General features: G+C 60.7%; 11 protein-coding genes and 3 tRNA genes. 8 read left to right on the top strand and 6 right to left on the bottom strand.

Going from position 1 to position 17,257, the window contains the following annotated elements; genetic code table 11:
* Positions 1-25 precede the first annotated feature (25 nt).
* Genes ptrA through recD form a run of 3 tightly spaced genes read left to right on the top strand, consistent with a single transcriptional unit; the run spans position 26 to position 8,309 of the window.
* Positions 26-2,914, top strand: a complete 2,889-nt coding sequence (gene ptrA, locus ACSJLU_RS19800) for a pitrilysin (RefSeq protein ID WP_197769888.1) — start codon at positions 26-28, stop codon at positions 2,912-2,914.
* Positions 2,911-6,462 (top strand): exodeoxyribonuclease V subunit beta, encoded by a 3,552-nt coding sequence (gene recB / locus ACSJLU_RS19795; RefSeq protein WP_380827975.1) that lies wholly within the window; start codon positions 2,911-2,913, stop codon positions 6,460-6,462. Before ptrA ends, recB begins: the two co-directional genes overlap by 4 nt.
* Entirely contained in the window at positions 6,459-8,309 is a 1,851-nt protein-coding gene (gene recD, locus ACSJLU_RS19790; RefSeq protein ID WP_261464564.1) for an exodeoxyribonuclease V subunit alpha, read from the top strand. The genes recB and recD overlap by 4 nt, the downstream gene beginning before the upstream one ends.
* Before the next feature lie 38 nt (positions 8,310-8,347).
* Here the strand turns inward: recD and argA are convergent, their stop codons facing one another.
* Complete coding sequence (gene argA, locus ACSJLU_RS19785; RefSeq protein ID WP_025304056.1) at positions 8,348-9,673, bottom strand: amino-acid N-acetyltransferase; 1,326 nt, start codon at positions 9,671-9,673, stop codon at positions 8,348-8,350.
* 241 nt (positions 9,674-9,914) lie between these two features.
* Here argA and amiC point away from each other — a divergent pair, with 241 nt between their 5' ends.
* Positions 9,915-11,168, top strand: coding sequence for an N-acetylmuramoyl-L-alanine amidase AmiC (gene amiC, locus ACSJLU_RS19780; RefSeq protein ID WP_004931882.1), 1,254 nt, complete (start codon positions 9,915-9,917; stop codon positions 11,166-11,168).
* Between the two features lie 90 nt (positions 11,169-11,258).
* Here the strand turns inward: amiC and ACSJLU_RS19775 are convergent.
* The 3 genes from ACSJLU_RS19775 to ACSJLU_RS19765 all read right to left on the bottom strand — a co-directional run bounded on the left by ACSJLU_RS19775 (position 11,259) and on the right by ACSJLU_RS19765 (position 11,611).
* Positions 11,259-11,335: transfer RNA gene (locus ACSJLU_RS19775), tRNA-Met, on the bottom strand.
* Between the two features lie 65 nt (positions 11,336-11,400).
* Positions 11,401-11,477, bottom strand: a tRNA-Met gene (locus ACSJLU_RS19770).
* Positions 11,478-11,534: 57 nt separating this feature from the next.
* A tRNA-Met gene (locus ACSJLU_RS19765) sits at positions 11,535-11,611 on the bottom strand.
* Between the two features lie 216 nt (positions 11,612-11,827).
* Here ACSJLU_RS19765 and mltA point away from each other — a divergent pair.
* On the top strand, positions 11,828-12,964 hold the full coding sequence (gene mltA / locus ACSJLU_RS19760) for a murein transglycosylase A (protein WP_025304054.1): 1,137 nt from the start codon (positions 11,828-11,830) through the stop codon (positions 12,962-12,964).
* Between the two features lie 84 nt (positions 12,965-13,048).
* Positions 13,049-13,855: a tRNA cyclic N6-threonylcarbamoyladenosine(37) synthase TcdA gene (gene tcdA, locus ACSJLU_RS19755; RefSeq protein ID WP_025304053.1), complete on the top strand. Its 807-nt coding sequence runs from the start codon at positions 13,049-13,051 to the stop codon at positions 13,853-13,855.
* On the opposite strand, the gene csdE is transcribed toward tcdA, so the two are convergent.
* Positions 13,846-14,280 carry a cysteine desulfurase sulfur acceptor subunit CsdE gene (gene csdE, locus ACSJLU_RS19750; protein ID WP_049206161.1) on the bottom strand — a complete coding sequence of 145 codons (435 nt, stop codon included), beginning with the start codon at positions 14,278-14,280 and terminating at the stop codon, positions 13,846-13,848. The genes tcdA and csdE overlap by 10 nt on opposite strands.
* A gap of 19 nt (positions 14,281-14,299) precedes the next feature.
* Positions 14,300-15,505, bottom strand: a complete 1,206-nt coding sequence (csdA, locus tag ACSJLU_RS19745) for a cysteine desulfurase CsdA (RefSeq protein WP_025304051.1) — start codon at positions 15,503-15,505, stop codon at positions 14,300-14,302.
* Positions 15,506-15,701: 196 nt separating this feature from the next.
* On the opposite strand from csdA, the gene ACSJLU_RS19740 reads away from it, so the two are divergent.
* Positions 15,702-15,926, top strand: coding sequence for a YgdI/YgdR family lipoprotein (locus ACSJLU_RS19740; protein ID WP_025304050.1), 225 nt, complete (start codon positions 15,702-15,704; stop codon positions 15,924-15,926).
* Between the two features lie 385 nt (positions 15,927-16,311).
* A complete protein-coding gene (locus tag ACSJLU_RS19735) occupies positions 16,312-17,229 on the top strand; it encodes a transcriptional regulator GcvA (protein WP_025304049.1) in 918 nt (305 codons plus the stop codon).
* The last annotated feature ends 28 nt before the right edge of the window (positions 17,230-17,257 follow it).

The following is a 17,257-nucleotide window of genomic DNA, read 5'->3' as shown; positions in this document are numbered from 1 at the left end:
GTCAGAATAGGGGTTTATTTTGGATATGCGCAGACAGTTGGCCCGTATCGCCGGGCTGGTATTATTGGCTATGTGTTGGGCACCGTTGAGTTGGGCCGCGCAAGGATGGCAACCGCTGGCGGAGAAGATCAACAAGAGCGAACACGATCCGCGTCAGTACGAGGCGATCAAGTTGGCTAACGGCATGACGGTGTTGCTGGTGTCCGATGCCCAGGCGCCGAAATCGCTGGCGGCGCTGGCATTGCCGGTCGGGTCGCTCGAAGATCCGAACAGCCAACTGGGCTTGGCGCACTATCTGGAACATATGGTGCTGATGGGCTCCAAACGCTATCCAGAGCCGGAAAACCTGTCCGAATTCCTGAAAAAGCACGGCGGCAGCCATAACGCCAGCACGGCCTCTTATCGCACCGCCTTCTATCTGGAAGTGGAGAATGACGCGCTGGAGCCGGCGGTCGATCGCATGGCCGACGCCATTGCCGAGCCGCTGCTGGATCCGGGCAATGCCGATCGTGAGCGCAACGCGGTGAACGCCGAATTGACGATGGCGCGTTCGCGCGACGGTATGCGCATGGCGCAGGTCGGCGCGGAAACCCTTAACCCGGCGCACCCGAGCGCGCGCTTCTCCGGCGGCAATCTCGATACGCTGAAAGACAAGCCGGACAGCAAGTTGCATGATGAACTGACCGGCTTCTATAAACGCTACTACTCCGCCAACCTGATGATGGGCGTTTTGTACGGTAATCAGCCGCTGCCGCAGTTGGCGGATATTGCGGCGAAAACCTTTGGCCGCGTGCCGAATCACGACGCCAGCGTGCCGCCGATCACCGTGCCGGCCGTGACGCCGGAACAGCAGGGAATCATCATTCACTATGTGCCGGCGCAGCCGCGCAAGCAGCTGAAGGTCGAGTTCCGCATCGATAACAACAGCGCCGCGTTTCGCAGCAAAACCGATACCTACATCAGCTACCTGATCGGCAACCGCAGCAAAAACACCCTGTCTGACTGGTTGCAGAAGCAGGGGCTGGCGGATGCCATCAATGCCGGCGCGGATCCGATGGTCGATCGCAACGGCGGCGTCTTCGCCATCAGCGTTTCACTGACCGACAAAGGTCTGGCCAAACGCGACGAGGTCGTCGCCGCCATTTTCAACTACCTGAAAATGCTGCGCAGCGAAGGCATCAAGCAGAGTTATTTCGACGAAATCTCGCACGTTCTGAATCTGGACTTCCGTTATCCGTCGATCACGCGCGACATGGACTACATCGAATGGCTGGTGGACACGATGCTGCGTGTGCCGGTTGAGCATGCGCTGGACGCACCCTACCTGGCCGATCGTTATGATCCCAAGGCGATCGCTGAACGTCTGGATGCCATGACGCCGCAAAATGCGCGCATCTGGTTCGTCAGCCCCGATGAGCCGCACAACAAGACGGCCTATTTCGTCAACGCGCCTTACCAGGTCGACAAAATCACGCCACAGCGCTTTACGCAGTGGCTGCAGCTGGGCAGCGGCATTTCTCTGTCGTTGCCGGCGCTCAACCCGTACATTCCGGATGATTTCACCCTGACCAAACCGTCGCACGAGTTCAAAAAGCCGGAAATGGTGGTGGATAAACCCGGCCTGCGCGTGCTGTATATGCCGAGCCGTTATTTCGCCGACGAGCCGAAGGCCGACGTCACCGTCGCTTTCCGCAACGCCAAGACTATGGACTCCGCGCGCAACCAGGTGCTGTTCTCGCTGACGGATTATCTGGCCGGCCTCGCACTGGATCAACTGAGCTATCAGGCGTCGGTCGGCGGGTTGAGTTTCTCGACGTCGCCTAACAACGGCCTGATGTTTAACGCCAATGGCTTTACCCAGCGTTTGCCGCAGTTGTTGACGGCGCTGATCGAGGGCTATTCCAGCTTCACGCCGACGGAAGATCAGCTGGCGCAGGCCAAATCCTGGTACCTGGAGCAGTTGGACGCCGCCGAGAAGGGCAAAGCGTTTGAGCTGGCCATTCAGCCGGTGCAGATGGTTTCCCGCGTGCCGTATTCCGAACGCAGCGAGCGCCGCGAAGTGCTGAAGACGCTGACGCTGAAAGACGTGCTGGCCTATCGCGACAGCCTGCTGGCCGAGGCCACGCCGGAGCTGTTGGTGGTGGGCAACATGAGCAAGCAGCAGGTCGACACGTTGGCGTCGACGTTGAAACATCGTCTGGGCTGTACCGGCATCGAATGGTGGCACGGCGAAGACGTGGTGGTGGACAAGAATCAGCTAGCCAACCTGCAACAGGTGGGCAGCAGCACCGACTCGGCGCTGGCGGCGGTCTATGTGCCGACCGGCTACGACGAAGTGACCGGCATGGCCTACAGCTCGCTGCTGGGGCAGATCATTCAGCCGTGGTTCTACAGCCAGCTGCGCACTCAGGAGCAATTGGGGTATGCGGTCTTCGCCTTCCCGATGTCGGTGGGCCGCCAGTGGGGCGTGGGCTTCCTGCTGCAGAGCAACAGCAAACAGCCGGCCTACCTGTACCAGCGCTATCAGGATTTCTACCCGAAAACCGAGAAGCGCTTGCGCGACATGAGCGAGGCCGATTTTGAGCAGTACAAACAGGCGCTCATTAATGAGCTGAAGCAGCGGCCGCAAACCCTCAGCGAAGAAGCCAGCCGGTTCGCCAACGATTTCGATCGCGGCAATTTCGCCTTCGATACCCGTCAGAAGCTGATTGCGCAGGTGCAACAGCTGACGCCGGCCAAGCTGGCGGATTATTTCCACCAGGCGGTGATCCAACCGCAGGGGCTGGCGGTGCTGTCGCAGGTGAGCGGCAGCGGGCAAGACAAGGCGGATTACGCGGCGCCTAAGGATTGGGTTACCTATCCGAACGCGTCTGCATTGCAGCAGATCCTGCCGCGCAAAGTGGCGACGCCATGACGGAAGTTGCCCCGCAAAGGCTGGAGCCGCTGACGTTACCGTTGTTCGGCGAACGCCTGATCGAGGCGTCGGCGGGCACCGGCAAAACCTTTACCATCGGCGCGCTGTACCTGCGTTTGCTGCTGGGGTTGGGCGGTGAAGCAGCGTTTCCCCGGCCGCTGACGGTCGAAGAAATCCTGGTGGTGACCTTTACCGAGGCCGCCACCGAGGAGCTGCGCGGGCGCATCCGCGACAATATCCACGGGCTGCGCATCGCCTGCGTGCGCGGTATCAGCGCCAACCCGCTGTTTTCGGCGCTGATGGAAGAAATTGACGATTTGACCGACGCCGCCTCGCAGTTGCTGGCGGCGGAGCGGCAGATGGACGAAGCGGCGATTTACACCATCCACGGCTTTTGCCAACGAATGTTGACGCACAACGCCTTTGAGTCCGGCATGCTGTTTGAACAAACGCTGGTGCAGGATGAACTGCCGCTGCGGCGGCAGGCCTGCGCCGATTTCTGGCGTCGCCACTGCTATCCGTTGCCACTGGGCGTGGCGCGTGCGGTCAGCCAGGAGTGGAGCGGCCCGGAAGCGTTGCTGGCCGATCTTTCCGGTTATCTGCACGGTGAAGCGCCGGCGCTGCGTCGGCCGCCGAAGGACGAAGAAACCGTCCTGATGCGCCACGAGCAGATCGTCGCGCGCATCGACGCCATCAAGGCGCAATGGCGGGCGGCGGCGGGCGATCTGGAGGCGTTAATCGCCCAGTCCGGTGTCGATAAGCGCAGCTACAGCAGCAAACACCTGCCGAACTGGCTGAACAAGGTCGGCGAATGGAGCGGGCAGGAGACTCAGGACTACCAGCTGCCGAAGGAACTGGATAAATTTCGCCAGTCGGTGCTGCTGGAGAAGACCAAGAAAGGCGAGCCGCCGCGGCATGCGCTGTTCACGGCGATCGACGAGCTGTTTGATGAACCCTTGACGCTGCGCGACCTGATCATGGCGCGCGCGCTCAGCGAGATCCGCACTTCCATTCAGCAAGAAAAGCGCCAGCGCGCCGAGCTGGGGTTTGACGACCTGCTCAGCCGGCTGGACGGCGCCTTGCAAAGCGGTGGCGGCGAACAGCTGGCACAGGCGATCCGCCAGCGTTACCCGGTGGCGATGATCGATGAATTCCAGGATACCGATCCGCAGCAATACCGCATTTTCCAAAAACTTTACGTCGGCCGGCCCGATTGCGGCCTGCTGCTGATCGGCGATCCCAAGCAGGCGATTTACGCCTTTCGCGGTGCCGACATCTTTACCTACATGCGGGCGCGCTCAGAGGTGAGCGCCCACTATACGCTGGAGACCAACTGGCGCTCGTCGCCGTCGATGGTCGCCAGCGTTAATCACCTGTTTTCTCAGGTAGAAAAGCCTTTCCTGTTCGGCCAAATCCCCTTTATCGAGGTCAGCGCGGCGGAAAAGAACCAAGGGCTGGCGTTTGAATTGCACGGCAAGCCGCAACCGGCGATGCAGTTCTGGCTGCAGCAGGGGGAAGGCGCCGGTGTAAGTGATTACCAACAGCTGATGGCGCGCCTGTGCGCCACGCAAATTCGCGACTGGCTCAGCGCCGGGCAGCAGGGCCAGGCGTGGCTGCAGGGCGGCAAGATGCCAAGGCCGTTACAAGCCTCCGATATCACGGTGCTGGTGCGCAGCCGCAATGAGGCGGCGTTGGTGCGCGATGCGCTGAGTGCGCTTTCTATTCCGTCGGTGTATCTGTCCAACCGCGATAGCGTGTTCGACACCCCGGAGGCCAAAGACCTGCTGTGGTTGTTGCAGGCGGTGTTGGCGCCGGAACAAGAGCGCACGCTGCGCAGCGCCATGGCCACCGGGCTGATGGGGCTGGACGCGCCGACGTTGGACGGCCTGAGCCGCGATGAGCGCGCCTGGGACTCGCTGGTTAATGAATTCGACAGTTACCGTACGCTCTGGCTGCGCCGCGGCGTGTTGCCGATGCTGAGTGAGGTGATGAAAGCGCGCCAGCTGGCGGAGAACCTGCTGGCCAGCGCCGGCGGCGAGCGTCGCTTGACCGACGTGCTGCATCTGGGGGAGCTGTTGCAAGAGGCTGCGGCGCAGCTCGACAGCGAGCATGCGCTGGTGCGCTGGCTGGCGCAGCAGATCGCCCAGCCTAATCGTCAGTCCGATAATCAGCAGTTGCGGCTGGAGAGCGACCGGCATCTGGTGCAGGTGATCACGATTCACAAGTCTAAGGGGTTGGAGTTCGATCTGGTGTGGCTGCCGTTCGTCGGCAACTTCCGCCAGCAGCAACAGGCGCTGTATCACGATCGCCACAGTTTCCAGGCGTTGCTGGATCTCGACGCCAATGAAGAGAGCCAGGCCTGGGCGGAGGAGGAGCGATTAGCGGAAGACCTGCGTCTGCTGTATGTGGCGCTGACCCGCTCGGTGTACCACTGCAGCATCGGCATCGCACCGTTGTTCCAGGGCACGCGCAAGAAACAGGGCGATACCGATCTGCACCGCAGCGCATTGGGTTATCTGGTGCAGGGCGGGCAAGCCGGTGACGCCGTGTATCTGCAGGAGCGGCTGCAGCAATTAGCGGGCGGCGGTATCGCGCTGTCGCTGGTTGAACCGCCGGATGAAGAACCCTGGCACCCCCAGGCTTCGCTAACCGAGGCGTTGGAGGCGAAAAGCTTTACCCGGCGGATCCAGGATTTTTGGCGGGTGACCAGCTATACCGGTTTGCAACAGCACGGCGCGAGCCTGATGCAAGATCTGCTGCCGCGTCTGGATGTCGACGCGGCCGGTGAGCGTGGGGAAGAAAGTGAGCCAGCGCTTACACCGCATACCTTCCCGCGCGGCGCAACGCCCGGCACCTTCCTGCACAGCCTGTTTGAAACGCTGGACTTCACCCAGCCGCTCGACGAACAGTGGCTGCTGGAACAGCTACAGCAGCAAGGGTTCGCCGAACACTGGCAACCGATTCTGCTGGCGTGGATGCAGGTGCTGCTCAATACGCCGCTCGATGACAGCGGCGTGACGCTGGCGGCGCTGACGCCGCAGCATAAGCAGGCAGAGCTGCAGTTCTATTTACCGATTAATCGGCTGTTGCAGGCGAAGGAGCTCGATTCCCTGGTGAAGCGTTACGATCCGCTTTCCGCCCGCTGTCCGGCGCTGGATTTTCACCAGGTGCAGGGCATGCTGAAAGGCTTTATCGACCTGGTGTTCTGCTGGCAGGGCAAATACTACCTGCTGGACTACAAGTCCAACTGGCTAGGAGAGGACAGCAGCGCCTATACCCGGCCGGCGATGGAGCAGGCGATGGCGGAGCATCGTTACGATCTGCAATACCAGCTGTACACGCTGGCGTTGCATCGTTATCTGCGCCATCGGTTGCCGGATTATGATTACCGACGCCATTTTGGCGGGGTGATTTATCTGTTCCTGCGCGGCGTGGATGCGGCGCACCCGGGCAATGGCATTTTCACCTGTCTCCCCGAGTTTGAGTTGGTGGAGGGGATGGATCGCTTGTTCAGCGGCGAGGCTGCGGCGGCGGAGGAAGGATCATGATCGCACTGCTGGAGCAGGCGGTGGCGCTTGGCGCGCTGCGCCCGCTGGACGTGCAGTTCGCCCGCGTGGTGGCGAACGAAGACGAGCCTGATATTTTGCTGGCCGCCGCCTGCCTGAGCGCAGAGGCGGGGGCCGGTCATGTCTGCCTGATGCTGGAGCAACTGCAGGCGGACACGCTGTTTGAAGGGCGCCAACCAGCGCTGGCGTTGGCGGTGTGGGAGGCGGTCGGACGACCGGATAGCGCGCGTTGGCAGCAGCGTTTGGCGGCCAGTGCGGCGGTTGGGGATGGCAGCGGCGCAACGCCGCTGGTACTGCGCGGGCCGCGTTTATACCTGCAGCGCATGTGGCAAAACGAAGGTGAAGTGGCGGCGTTTATCGGCGGCGAAGGTGAGACGCTGGCGGTGCCGGAGGCTGAGCTTCGCACCATTCTCGACCGCTTGTTCGGCACGGCGAGTGACGAACCCGACTGGCAGAAGATCGCCGCCGCGGTGGCGGCTACGCGGCGTATCGCGGTGATTTCCGGCGGGCCGGGCACCGGTAAAACCACCACCGTCGCCAAGCTGCTGGCGGCGCTGGTGCAACTGGATGAAAGCGCGCGCTTGCGAATTCAGCTGGCGGCGCCGACCGGCAAGGCGGCGGCGCGCCTGACGGAGTCGCTTGGCAGCGCCAGCCGTCAGTTGGCGTTGACCCCGGCGCAGCAGGCGTTGTTCCCGACGGAGGCGGCGACGTTGCACCGTCTGTTGGGGGCGCAACCGAACAGTCAGCGCATGCGCTATCACCGCGGCAACCGGCTGCATTTGGATGTGCTGGTGGTGGATGAGGCCTCGATGGTCGATCTGCCGATGATGGCGCGCCTGATTGCCGCGTTGCCCGATCGGGCTCGGGTTATTTTCCTTGGCGACCGCGATCAGCTGGCTTCGGTAGAGGCCGGCGCGGTGCTGGGGGATATTTGCCGTTTTGCCGAGCAGGGATACAGCGATGCGCGTGCCGCAGAGCTGAGCCGCCTGACCGGCTGTTCGATCGAAGGGCGGCAGGCCGACGCGGAAGCGGCGGTGCGCGATAGCCTGTGTCTGCTGCGCAAGAGCTACCGTTTCGATGCCCGTTCCGGCATCGGCCAGCTGGCGTTGGCGGTCAACGCCGGCGCGGGGGATCGCGCACTGGCGGCACTAAACGGCAGTTTCGGCGATGTCGCGGGCTATGCGCTGGCGACGAGCGAAGAGTATCAGGCGCTGTTGGATGCCTGCGTGGCGGGCTACCGCGACTATCTGCGGCTGACGGCCGAAGGGGCGGACGCGGCGACGGTGCTGGCGGCTTTTGGCCGTTTCCAGGTGCTGTGTGCGCTGCGTGAAGGGCCGTTCGGCGTCGCCGGCCTGAACGAGCGCATTGAGCTCGGGCTGCAGCGTGCGGGCCTGATCGACCGCAAACCGGGCGTGCTCGGCCGCTGGTACCGGGGGCGGCCGGTGATGATCGGCCGCAACGACAGCGCACTGGGGCTGTTCAATGGGGATATCGGCATTACATTGCCGGATGAGCACGGCGATCTGCGCGTGCATTTCCAACTGCCCGACGGCAGCATCAAGTCGGTACAGCCAAGCCGTTTGCCGGCGCATGAAACCGCTTATGCCATGACGGTGCACAAATCACAGGGATCGGAGTTTGACCATACGGTTCTAGTGTTGCCGAACCATTTCCTGCCGGTGCTGACGCGTGAGCTGGTCTATACCGCGATCACTCGTGCGCGTAAGCAGCTCTCACTGTACGCTACGGAGACGGTACTGCTGCGGGCTATTCGCACGCCGACCCAGCGCCGCAGCGGATTGGCTGAACGGTTGCAGGCAACGGAATAAGCGATGAACGGGCGCGGCAACGGCCGCGCCCACTGTGATTACAGATCCGCCAGCAGAATTTTGGAGCGGCGCTGGTAGTTGTACAACGCCTGTTTCTGCATCGGCAGCACGTCGACCTCCGCCGGGGTAAAGCCACGTTCCTGGAACCAGTGGATGCTACGGGTGGTCAGCACGAACAGCTTCTTCAGCCCCATCTGCCGCGCCTGGTTTTCTACCCGCTGCAGCAGCATCTCGCCGCGCGAAGAACTGCGGTAATCGGGATGTACCGCGACACAGGCCATCTCACCGATTTTTTCCTCCAGGAACGGGTACAGCGCCGCACAGGCGATGGTCAGGTTGTCGCGTTCGATAATGGTGAACTTGTCGATCTCCATCTCCAGCTGTTCACGCGAACGGCGCACCAGAATACCCTGTTGTTCGAGCGGCCGGATCAGTTCCAGGATGCCGCCGATGTCGTTGATCGTCGCCCGGCGCACCTGCTCGGCGCTTTCCATCACGATTTGGGTGCCGATGCCGTCGCGCGAGAACAGCTCTTGCACCAGCGCGCCATCCTCCTGATAGCTGATCAAGTGGCTGCGGCGCACGCCGCTGCGGCAGCCTTTCACCGCGCCGCGCAGGAAGCGCACGGTGCCGGAATGGTAATCGCCGCCTTCCTCCAGTTCTTCAAGGCGCTTTTGCGCGTCGTTGGGGAACAGTTCGGAAAGGATATTGCCTTCTGCATCGGTCACGCCCTGTGAGGAGCAGAAACCGATCATTTTTTCCGCTTTCAGTTTGATCGCCAACTGGGTGGCCACTTCTTCCGAAGTCAGGTTGAAACTCTCGCCGGTGACTGAGACCGCGACCGGACCGATCAGCACGATGGCGTTGCTGTCGAGTTGGCGATGGATCGCTTCTTCATCGATGCGGCGAATGCGGCCGCTGTGGCAATAGTCGATGCCGTCATCGATACCCAGCGGCTGAGCGATGATGAAATTGCCGCTGACCACGTTAATGTGCGCGCCCTGCAGCGGCGTGTTGTTGAGGCTCATCGACAGGCGGGCGGTGATGTCCAGCTGCAACAAACCGGCGGCCTGCTTGACCAGTTCGAGCGTATGGGCGTCGGTTACGCGCGTGTGCTTGTGGTAGATCGGCTCAGAGTTATGCTGCGCCAGGTTGGCGTCGATCTGCGGCCGTGCGCCGTAAACCACTACCAGGCGGATGCCCAGACTATGCAACAGCCCGATATCGTTGACGATGTTGGAGAAATTCTCGTGTTCGATGGCTTCCCCGCCGAGCATGATGACAAACGTCTTGCCACGGTGGGCATTGATATAAGGGACTGAGTGACGGAATCCTTGCACCAGCTCTGTACTACGTTCCTTCACGGGCAAACCTCTTGTGAATATTTATACGATATTTTTGTATTTTTATTCTTTTATGGCGCTAATGGCAAGTGGGAAATCGTCATGAAGAGCGAGCTAAGGGTGCTAAATCGTTAATAAATTGAAAAACCATAAAAAGATTTTCTGATGACAGGGCTGGCATGATTGGTTAAAGTTTTTCGGCACCCCCATTTTATTGGTGTTTTTTTAATCTGTTGTAAACAGCTATTACTGCCGGAGCCGCATGCCAAACGCTAATCACAATCTGGGCCGCCGTCGTTTATTACAGGGCGTTGCCGCCAGCTGGTTGCTGAGTGTGAGTCGTACGGGCTTCGCCGCGTCGTCGCACGTGATTGCCGTGCGCGTCTGGCCATCCTCCACTTATACCCGCGTCACGCTGGAATCCAACGTCGAGCTGAAATACAAGCAGTTTGCCCTGACCAATCCCGATCGCGTGGTGGTGGATATCGAAGGCGTACACCTCAACAGCGTGCTGAAAGGCATTGCCGGGCAGGTGCGTGCCGACGATCCGTATCTCAAGCAGGCGCGCGTCGGCCAGTTCGATCAGAATACCGTGCGGCTGGTGCTGGAGCTCAAGCAGAGCGTCAGCCCGCATATTTTCACGCTGGCGCCGGTGCCGGAGTATCGCAACCGTCTGGTGATGGATCTCTACCCGACCAAGGGCGGCAGCGGCGGTGAGGAGTATGATCCGCTACTGGCGTTACTGGAAGATTACAACAAGGGCGATCTGGAGCGCACGCTGCCACCGGAAGCGCCGCAGGCCGGCAAAGCGGGGCGCGATCGGCCGATCGTCATCATGCTGGATCCTGGCCACGGCGGCGAAGATCCCGGCGCGATCGGCAAGTACAAGACGCGCGAGAAAGACATCGTGCTGCAGATTGCCCGCAAGCTGAGCGCTATGATCAAGCGCGAGCCGAACATGAAGGTGTTCATGACGCGCAACGAAGATGTGTTTATCCCGCTCAAGGTGCGTGTCGCCAAGGCCCGCAAGCAGCGCGCCGATCTGTTCGTTTCGATTCACGCCGACGCCTTTACCAGCCGTGCCGCGCGCGGTTCATCGGTGTTCGCGTTGTCCACTAAAGGCGCCACCAGCTCGGCGGCCAAGTTCCTGGCGCAGACGCAGAACGCGTCGGACCAAATCGGCGGCGTCAGCAAGAGCGGCGACCGCTATCTCGACCATACCATGTTCGATCTGATCCAGACCGCGACCATCAACGACAGCCTGAAGTTCGGCAAGGAAGTGTTGAATCGGATGGGGAAAATCAACCGGTTGCACAAGAATCGCGTCGATCAGGCCGGTTTTGCGGTGTTGAAGGCGCCGGATATCCCGTCGATCCTGGTAGAGACGGCATTTATCAGCAACATCGAAGAGGAGCGCAAGCTGCGCACCAGCCATTTCCAGCAGCAGGTGGCGGAGTCGATTCTGGCGGGGATCAAGGCTTATTTCGCCAACGGCGGCGCGCTGGCGAGCCGATAAAAGCAGGGCCGGGCGAGAGTCCGGCTATTTTTGCGGATTGCAGATACAAAAAAACACCCGGAAGGGTGCTTATCTGTTGTCATCAAGAGTTGGTTGCGGAGGCCGGATTTGAACCGACGACCTTCGGGTTATGAGCCCGACGAGCTACCAGGCTGCTCCACCCCGCGTCCGTCTTGATGCTGTATTACTACGAAACCACCGTTCATGTTATGCCGCTGGTACGACATTCGGTTGGTTGCGGGGGCCGGATTTGAACCGACGACCTTCGGGTTATGAGCCCGACGAGCTACCAGGCTGCTCCACCCCGCGTCCGTATAATACTTTGTTATCGAAGCCAAACGCAAATACCGCCAATGCGGCATCGGTTGGTTGCGGGGGCCGGATTTGAACCGACGACCTTCGGGTTATGAGCCCGACGAGCTACCAGGCTGCTCCACCCCGCGTCCGATGGATGCGCACTATACTCTCCGTGCGTTTTGTTGCAAACCCTTTTTGCATTTTATTGGCCTAAACCCGTTTTTCTGCTGGATTTGCCCGCAATTTGCCTTCTTTTTCATCACCATCCTCCGTGCGGCTTTTTTTATTTGCAGCGATTCCTTTATCAATGAGCGTTTGTTATCGTTCAGCCGGTAGATCATATCAGTTTGAGAGTGTGCGCGATGAAAGGACGTTGGGGCAAATACCTGCTGGGCGGGTTGTTGGTGGCGGTGTTGGCGGGCTGTTCGTCCAAGCCGACCGATCGGGGTCAGCAATATAAAGACGGCCGTCTGGATCAATCGCTGGAGCTGGTCAATCAGCCCAACGCCAAAGGTTCGCCGGTCAACGCCAAGGATTATTCGGATCAGCTGATGGAGATCAAGTACGCGTCGCCTTCGCTGTTTAACCGCAACAACAGCACCTATCAGGCGGTGCAAAGCTGGATGGCGTCCGGCGCCGACACGCGCATGCTGAGCCAGTACGGCCTCAGCGCTTACCAGATGGAAGGTGTCGACAATTACGGCAACGTGCAGTTTACCGGCTACTATACGCCGGTGGTGCAGGCGCGCTATACCCAACAGGGCGAGTTCCGCTATCCGCTGTACCGCATGCCGCCGAAGGGCAGAGGCCGCTTGCCGGATCGCGCGGGCATCTATTCTGGCGCGCTTGACGATCGCTATATCATCGCTTACACCAACTCGCTGATGGACAACTTCATGATGGAAGTCCAGGGCAGTGGCTATGTCGACTACGGCAACGGCCAGCCGCTGGTGTTCTTCGGCTACGGCGGTAAGAACGGCCACGCCTATCGCAGCATCGGCAAGGTGCTGATCGATCGCGGTGAAGTGGCCAAGGCGGACATGTCGATGCAGGCGATCCGTCAGTGGGCGGATACCCACAGCGCCGCAGAGGTGCGTGAGCTGCTGGAGCAGAACCCGTCGTTCGTGTTTTTCCGTCCGGAAGCTTTTGCGCCGGTGAAGGGCGCCAGTGCGGTGCCGCTGATCGCCAAAGCCTCGGTGGCCTCCGACCGTTCGCTGATCCCGGCGGGCACTACGCTGCTGGCCGAAGTGCCGCTGCTGGACAACAAGGGTAAATTCACGGGAAAATACGAGATGCGTCTGATGGTCGCACTCGACGTGGGCGGGGCCATCAAGGGCCAGCATTTTGACATGTATCAGGGCATCGGGCCGGATGCCGGCCACTCGGCGGGATACTACAACCACTATGGCCGCGTCTGGGTGCTGAAGAACAACGGTGGCGGTCAGTTGTTCAGCGCCAATCAGTCAAACGGCGGCGGTTCGTTGCTGGCCACTCGGTAAACGCATACGACGTGAAAAGATTGACCCGCAAGGGCCGGATTTTCCGGCCCTTATCATTTGCATTACGAAGGTAATTAAAGCGTTATGAGCACAGCTTATTCGGAAGCCTATCTGCAGCGTTTCGGCGGCACGGCGCGATTGTACGGCCAGCAGGCGCTGGCGGTGTTCGCGCAGGCGCACGTCTGCGTGATCGGTATCGGCGGCGTGGGTTCCTGGGCGGCTGAGGCGCTGGCGCGCACCGGCATCGGCGCCATCACCCTGATCGACATGGATGATGTCTGCGTTACCAATACCAACCGCCAGATCCACGCGTTGCGCCAGCATGTCGGGCAATCGAAAACCGAGGTGATGGCGGAGCGTATCCTGGCGATCAACCCGGAATGCCGGGTGACCTGCATCGACGATTTCATCACCCCGGACAACGTCGCCGAGCTGCTGGACCATAACTTCAGCTACGTCATCGACGCGATCGACAGCGTGCGGCCGAAGGCGGCGTTGCTGTCATACTGCCGCCGCTTCAAGATCCCGGTGGTGACCACCGGCGGCGCCGGCGGTCAGGTCGACCCGACCAAAATCGAAGTGGCCGATCTGGCCAAAACCATCCAGGATCCGCTGGCCGCCAAGCTGCGCGAGCGGTTGAAGCACGATTTCAACGTGGTGAAAAACGGTAAGGGTAAGCTGGGCATCGACTGCGTCTTCTCCAGCGAACCGCTGGTTTACCCGCAGCCGGACGGTTCGGTGTGCGCTTCGCGCAGCACGGCGGAAGGGCCAAAAAGAATGGATTGCAGCGCGGGGTTCGGTGCGGCGACCATGGTTACCGCCACCTTCGGTTTCGTCGCCGTATCGCACGCGCTGAAAAAGATGGTGGCGAAGGCGGCGCGTCAGGCGTAACGGGCGGCGATCGCCTTGACGGCGGAGCCCAAGGCCGCCAGGCCGCTGGCGCGGGTGGCGCTCAGCTGCGCGCGCAATGCCAGACGGTCGAACAGCGCCAGCGGATCCAATGCGGCGATCTGCTGCGGCGTTTTTCCTTCCACTTCGGTCAGCAGCACCGCCAGCAGGCCGCGCACGATGCGGCCCTCGCTGTCGCCATAGAAGTGCAGCGTGCCGTCTTCCAGCAATTGGTGCCCTAACCAGACACGGTTTTCACACCCGCTCAACGCCATTTCTTCACTGCGCAAGGCCTCCGGCAGCGGCGGTAGCCGTTTCGCGAGCATGATCAGCTGGCGGTAGCGGTCTTCCCACTGTTTCAGCGCGCTGAAGGTAGCGATCAAGGCTTCGGCGGTGATCTCTCGGCCAAAAGGATGGGGGGCGAGCATAGTGTCTCCGGAAATCACGTCAGTCGGCCAGCAGATCGAGGGCGTGAGTCAACGCGCTGACCAGCGTATCGACATCCTGTTGTGTATTGTAGGGGGCGAACGACGCGCGCAGCGTGCCGCTGACGCCTAATGCCGCCATCAGCGGCTGCGCGCAGTGCTGGCCGGCGCGCAGCGCAATGCCTTGCTCCGCCAGCAGCGTGACGATGTCGCTGTGGTGTACGCCGGCGATATCGAACGCCAGCAGGCTGGAACCGGAACTGCGGAAGCTGCGAAAGCCCGGCAGCTGCGCCAACTGCTGTTCCGCCCGGTCAGCCAGCTCGCGGCTGTAGCGCTCCGCCGCCGCCATGTCCTGTTCGCTGAGCCAGGTGAGCGCTGCGGCCAACCCCAGCACGCCGGCGATGTTTGGCGTGCCGGCTTCGAAACAGTGCGGTGGCTTTTGTGGGGTAAAACCGTCGAACGACGCCTGGGTCAGCATCTTGCCGCCGCCTTGCCAGGGTGCCATCTGCGCCAGCAGCTCGGCTTTGCCGTACAGCGCGCCGATGCCGGTCGGGCCATACAGCTTGTGGCCGGAGAAGGCGTAAAAATCGATGTCGAGCCGCTGTACGTCGGCCGGGCCGTGAACCACGCCCTGAGCGCCGTCAATCATCACGTACGCGCCGGCGGCATGCGCCATGGCGATTGCCGGTGCCAGATCCGGGCAGCCGCCGGTGACGTTGGACATTTGCCCCAGCGCCAACAGGCGGGTTTTGTCGTTGAGCAGGGCGGGCAGCTGCGTCAAATCCGGCAACCGATCGGCACCGATGGGCAGTTTCACCACCCGGGCGCCGGTTTGTTCCGCCACCATCAGCCAGGGGATCAGGTTAGCGTGGTGTTCCGCTTCGCTCACCAGGATTTCATCGCCCGGCAGCAGACGCGGGCGCAGGTAGCTCTGCGCCACCAGGTTGATCGCCTCGGTGGTGCCGCGCGTCCAGACGATGTCGTCGGCCGACGGCGCATTGATCAATTTCGCCACCTGGCCGCGTGCCTGCTCGAAGCGGGCAGTCAGATCCTGCGCCGCCCGATGCTGGCTGCGGTGCACGGTGGCGGCGTCATCGCGATAAAATTGCTGCGTGGCGTCGATGACCGCCTGCGGTTTCAACGCGGTGGCGGCGCTGTCCAGATAGATACCATCCTGCGCGAGCGCGGGAAACTGTTGGCGAAAAAGGCTGGGGTTAAAAGGCGTCATACCCTGATTGTCACTGGCTTGAGTCGATGGGTGATCCTGTCCTATTTTGCCGCCGGAGACAAGCGATCCTGCCTATTAGGACTTATCGCCTGGCAAAATTGGAAAAGTTTGTTATGCTATTAAATGTGCGCTTATTAATCGCATCTATACACATAAAAGGTATTTATCAGCATTTAAAACTAAAAAGGAGTCCTCAATGAAGAAAACAGCCGCAGTTCTCTCTGCCCTGATGCTTACGTTCACCCTGGCCGCCTGTTCCAGCAACTACGTGATGCATACCAATGACGGACGCACCATTGTCGCTGACGGCAAGCCAAAAGTGGACAACGATACCGGCATGATCAGCTATAAAGACGCTAACGGCGTCGAGCAGCAGATCAACCGCGCCGATGTGAAAGAGATGGTTGAAAGCAACCAGTAACCGTCAGGCAAAAAAAAGCACCGCAAGTTTTGCGGTGCTGCATAAAATCACTATGGACAGACAGGGTAAATGTACAGGAAGTGAAAAAACAGTAGCCTAGCTACCATGTCCGGAATCGCCGGACAATTTGCAAACACAACATCACAACCACAAGCCAAAAGTTCATCGGCGTCCTCGACACCCACTCCCTTTTCGTTCCGGCCCGGGAAGTGCCGCCACTATAGGTATTTGCTGGCGCATCCTCAACGGACAAATTATAATGGCTCGGATTAAAAAAACTAATGGCAATACGCCGTTAGCGTTTACCGATGGCTTGCCACACAAAGCCGCCCGATTTTCGGCGCCGAATCATTCGGATTAATGTTACACAAAAGTAGCTAATTTAATGTCTAAACGCTTACCTCCCCTCAATGCGCTGCGCGTGTTCGATGCGGCCGCTCGCCACCTGAGTTTCACCAAGGCGGCGGAAGAGTTGTTCGTGACCCAGGCCGCGGTGAGCCACCAGATCAAGTCGCTGGAGGACTTTCTCGGACTGAAGCTGTTTCGCCGGCGCAATCGCTCGCTGCTGCTGACCGAAGAGGGCCAAAGTTACTACCTCGATATCAAGGAGATTTTCTCTTCGATCAACGAGGCGACGCGCAAGCTGCAGGCGCGTAGCGCCAAGGGGGCATTGACCGTCAGTCTGCCGCCGAGCTTCGCCATTCAGTGGCTGGTGCCACGGCTGTCCGGCTTTAACTCAGCTTATCCGGGCATCGACGTGCGCATCCAGGCGGTGGACCGCGAAGAGGACAAGCTGGCGGACGACGTCGACGTGGCGATTTTCTACGGCCGCGGCAACTGGCCGGGACTGCGCGCCGAGCGCCTGTATGCGGAATATTTGCTGCCGGTGTGTTCGCCGAGCCTGCTGACCGGCGATCATCCGCTGAAAACCGCAGAGGATCTGGCTTATCATACGTTGCTGCATGACGTTTCACGCCGCGACTGGCTGGCCTATACGCGCCAGCTGGGGTTGCAGCACATCAACGTGCAGCAGGGGCCGATCTTCAGCCACAGCGCCATGGTGGTGCAGGCGGCAGTGCACGGTCAGGGCGTGGCGCTGGTGAACAACGTGATGGCGCAAACCGAGATTGAAGCCGGTCGCCTGGTGTGCCCGTTCAACGATGTGCTGGTCAGTAAAAACGCTTTTTATCTGGTATGTCATGACAGCCAGGCAGAACTGGGTAAAATAGCCGCCTTCCGGCAGTGGATCCTGGCGCGCGCCGCCAGCGAACAAGAGAAGTTCCGCTTCCGCTACGAACAATAAGGCCGGCCGCCGCCTTGCCGCGGCCGGT

Source organism: Serratia bockelmannii, from assembly GCF_051803255.1.
Taxonomy (GTDB): domain Bacteria; phylum Pseudomonadota; class Gammaproteobacteria; order Enterobacterales; family Enterobacteriaceae; genus Serratia; species Serratia bockelmannii.
This window is presented reverse-complemented; position numbering and strand designations above follow the sequence as displayed.

Coding starts and splice junctions, on each gene's coding strand:
- ptrA (WP_197769888.1), top strand. CDS start 26: ATGCGCAGACAGTTGGCCCGTATCGCCGGGCTGGTATTATTGGCTATG.
- recB (WP_380827975.1), top strand. CDS start 2,911: ATGACGGAAGTTGCCCCGCAAAGGCTGGAGCCGCTGACGTTACCGTTG.
- recD (WP_261464564.1), top strand. CDS start 6,459: ATGATCGCACTGCTGGAGCAGGCGGTGGCGCTTGGCGCGCTGCGCCCG.
- amiC (WP_004931882.1), top strand. CDS start 9,915: ATGCCAAACGCTAATCACAATCTGGGCCGCCGTCGTTTATTACAGGGC.
- mltA (WP_025304054.1), top strand. CDS start 11,828: ATGAAAGGACGTTGGGGCAAATACCTGCTGGGCGGGTTGTTGGTGGCG.
- tcdA (WP_025304053.1), top strand. CDS start 13,049: ATGAGCACAGCTTATTCGGAAGCCTATCTGCAGCGTTTCGGCGGCACG.
- csdE (WP_049206161.1), bottom strand. CDS start 14,280: ATGCTCGCCCCCCATCCTTTTGGCCGAGAGATCACCGCCGAAGCCTTG.
- csdA (WP_025304051.1), bottom strand. CDS start 15,505: ATGACGCCTTTTAACCCCAGCCTTTTTCGCCAACAGTTTCCCGCGCTC.
- ACSJLU_RS19740 (WP_025304050.1), top strand. CDS start 15,702: ATGAAGAAAACAGCCGCAGTTCTCTCTGCCCTGATGCTTACGTTCACC.
- ACSJLU_RS19735 (WP_025304049.1), top strand. CDS start 16,312: ATGTCTAAACGCTTACCTCCCCTCAATGCGCTGCGCGTGTTCGATGCG.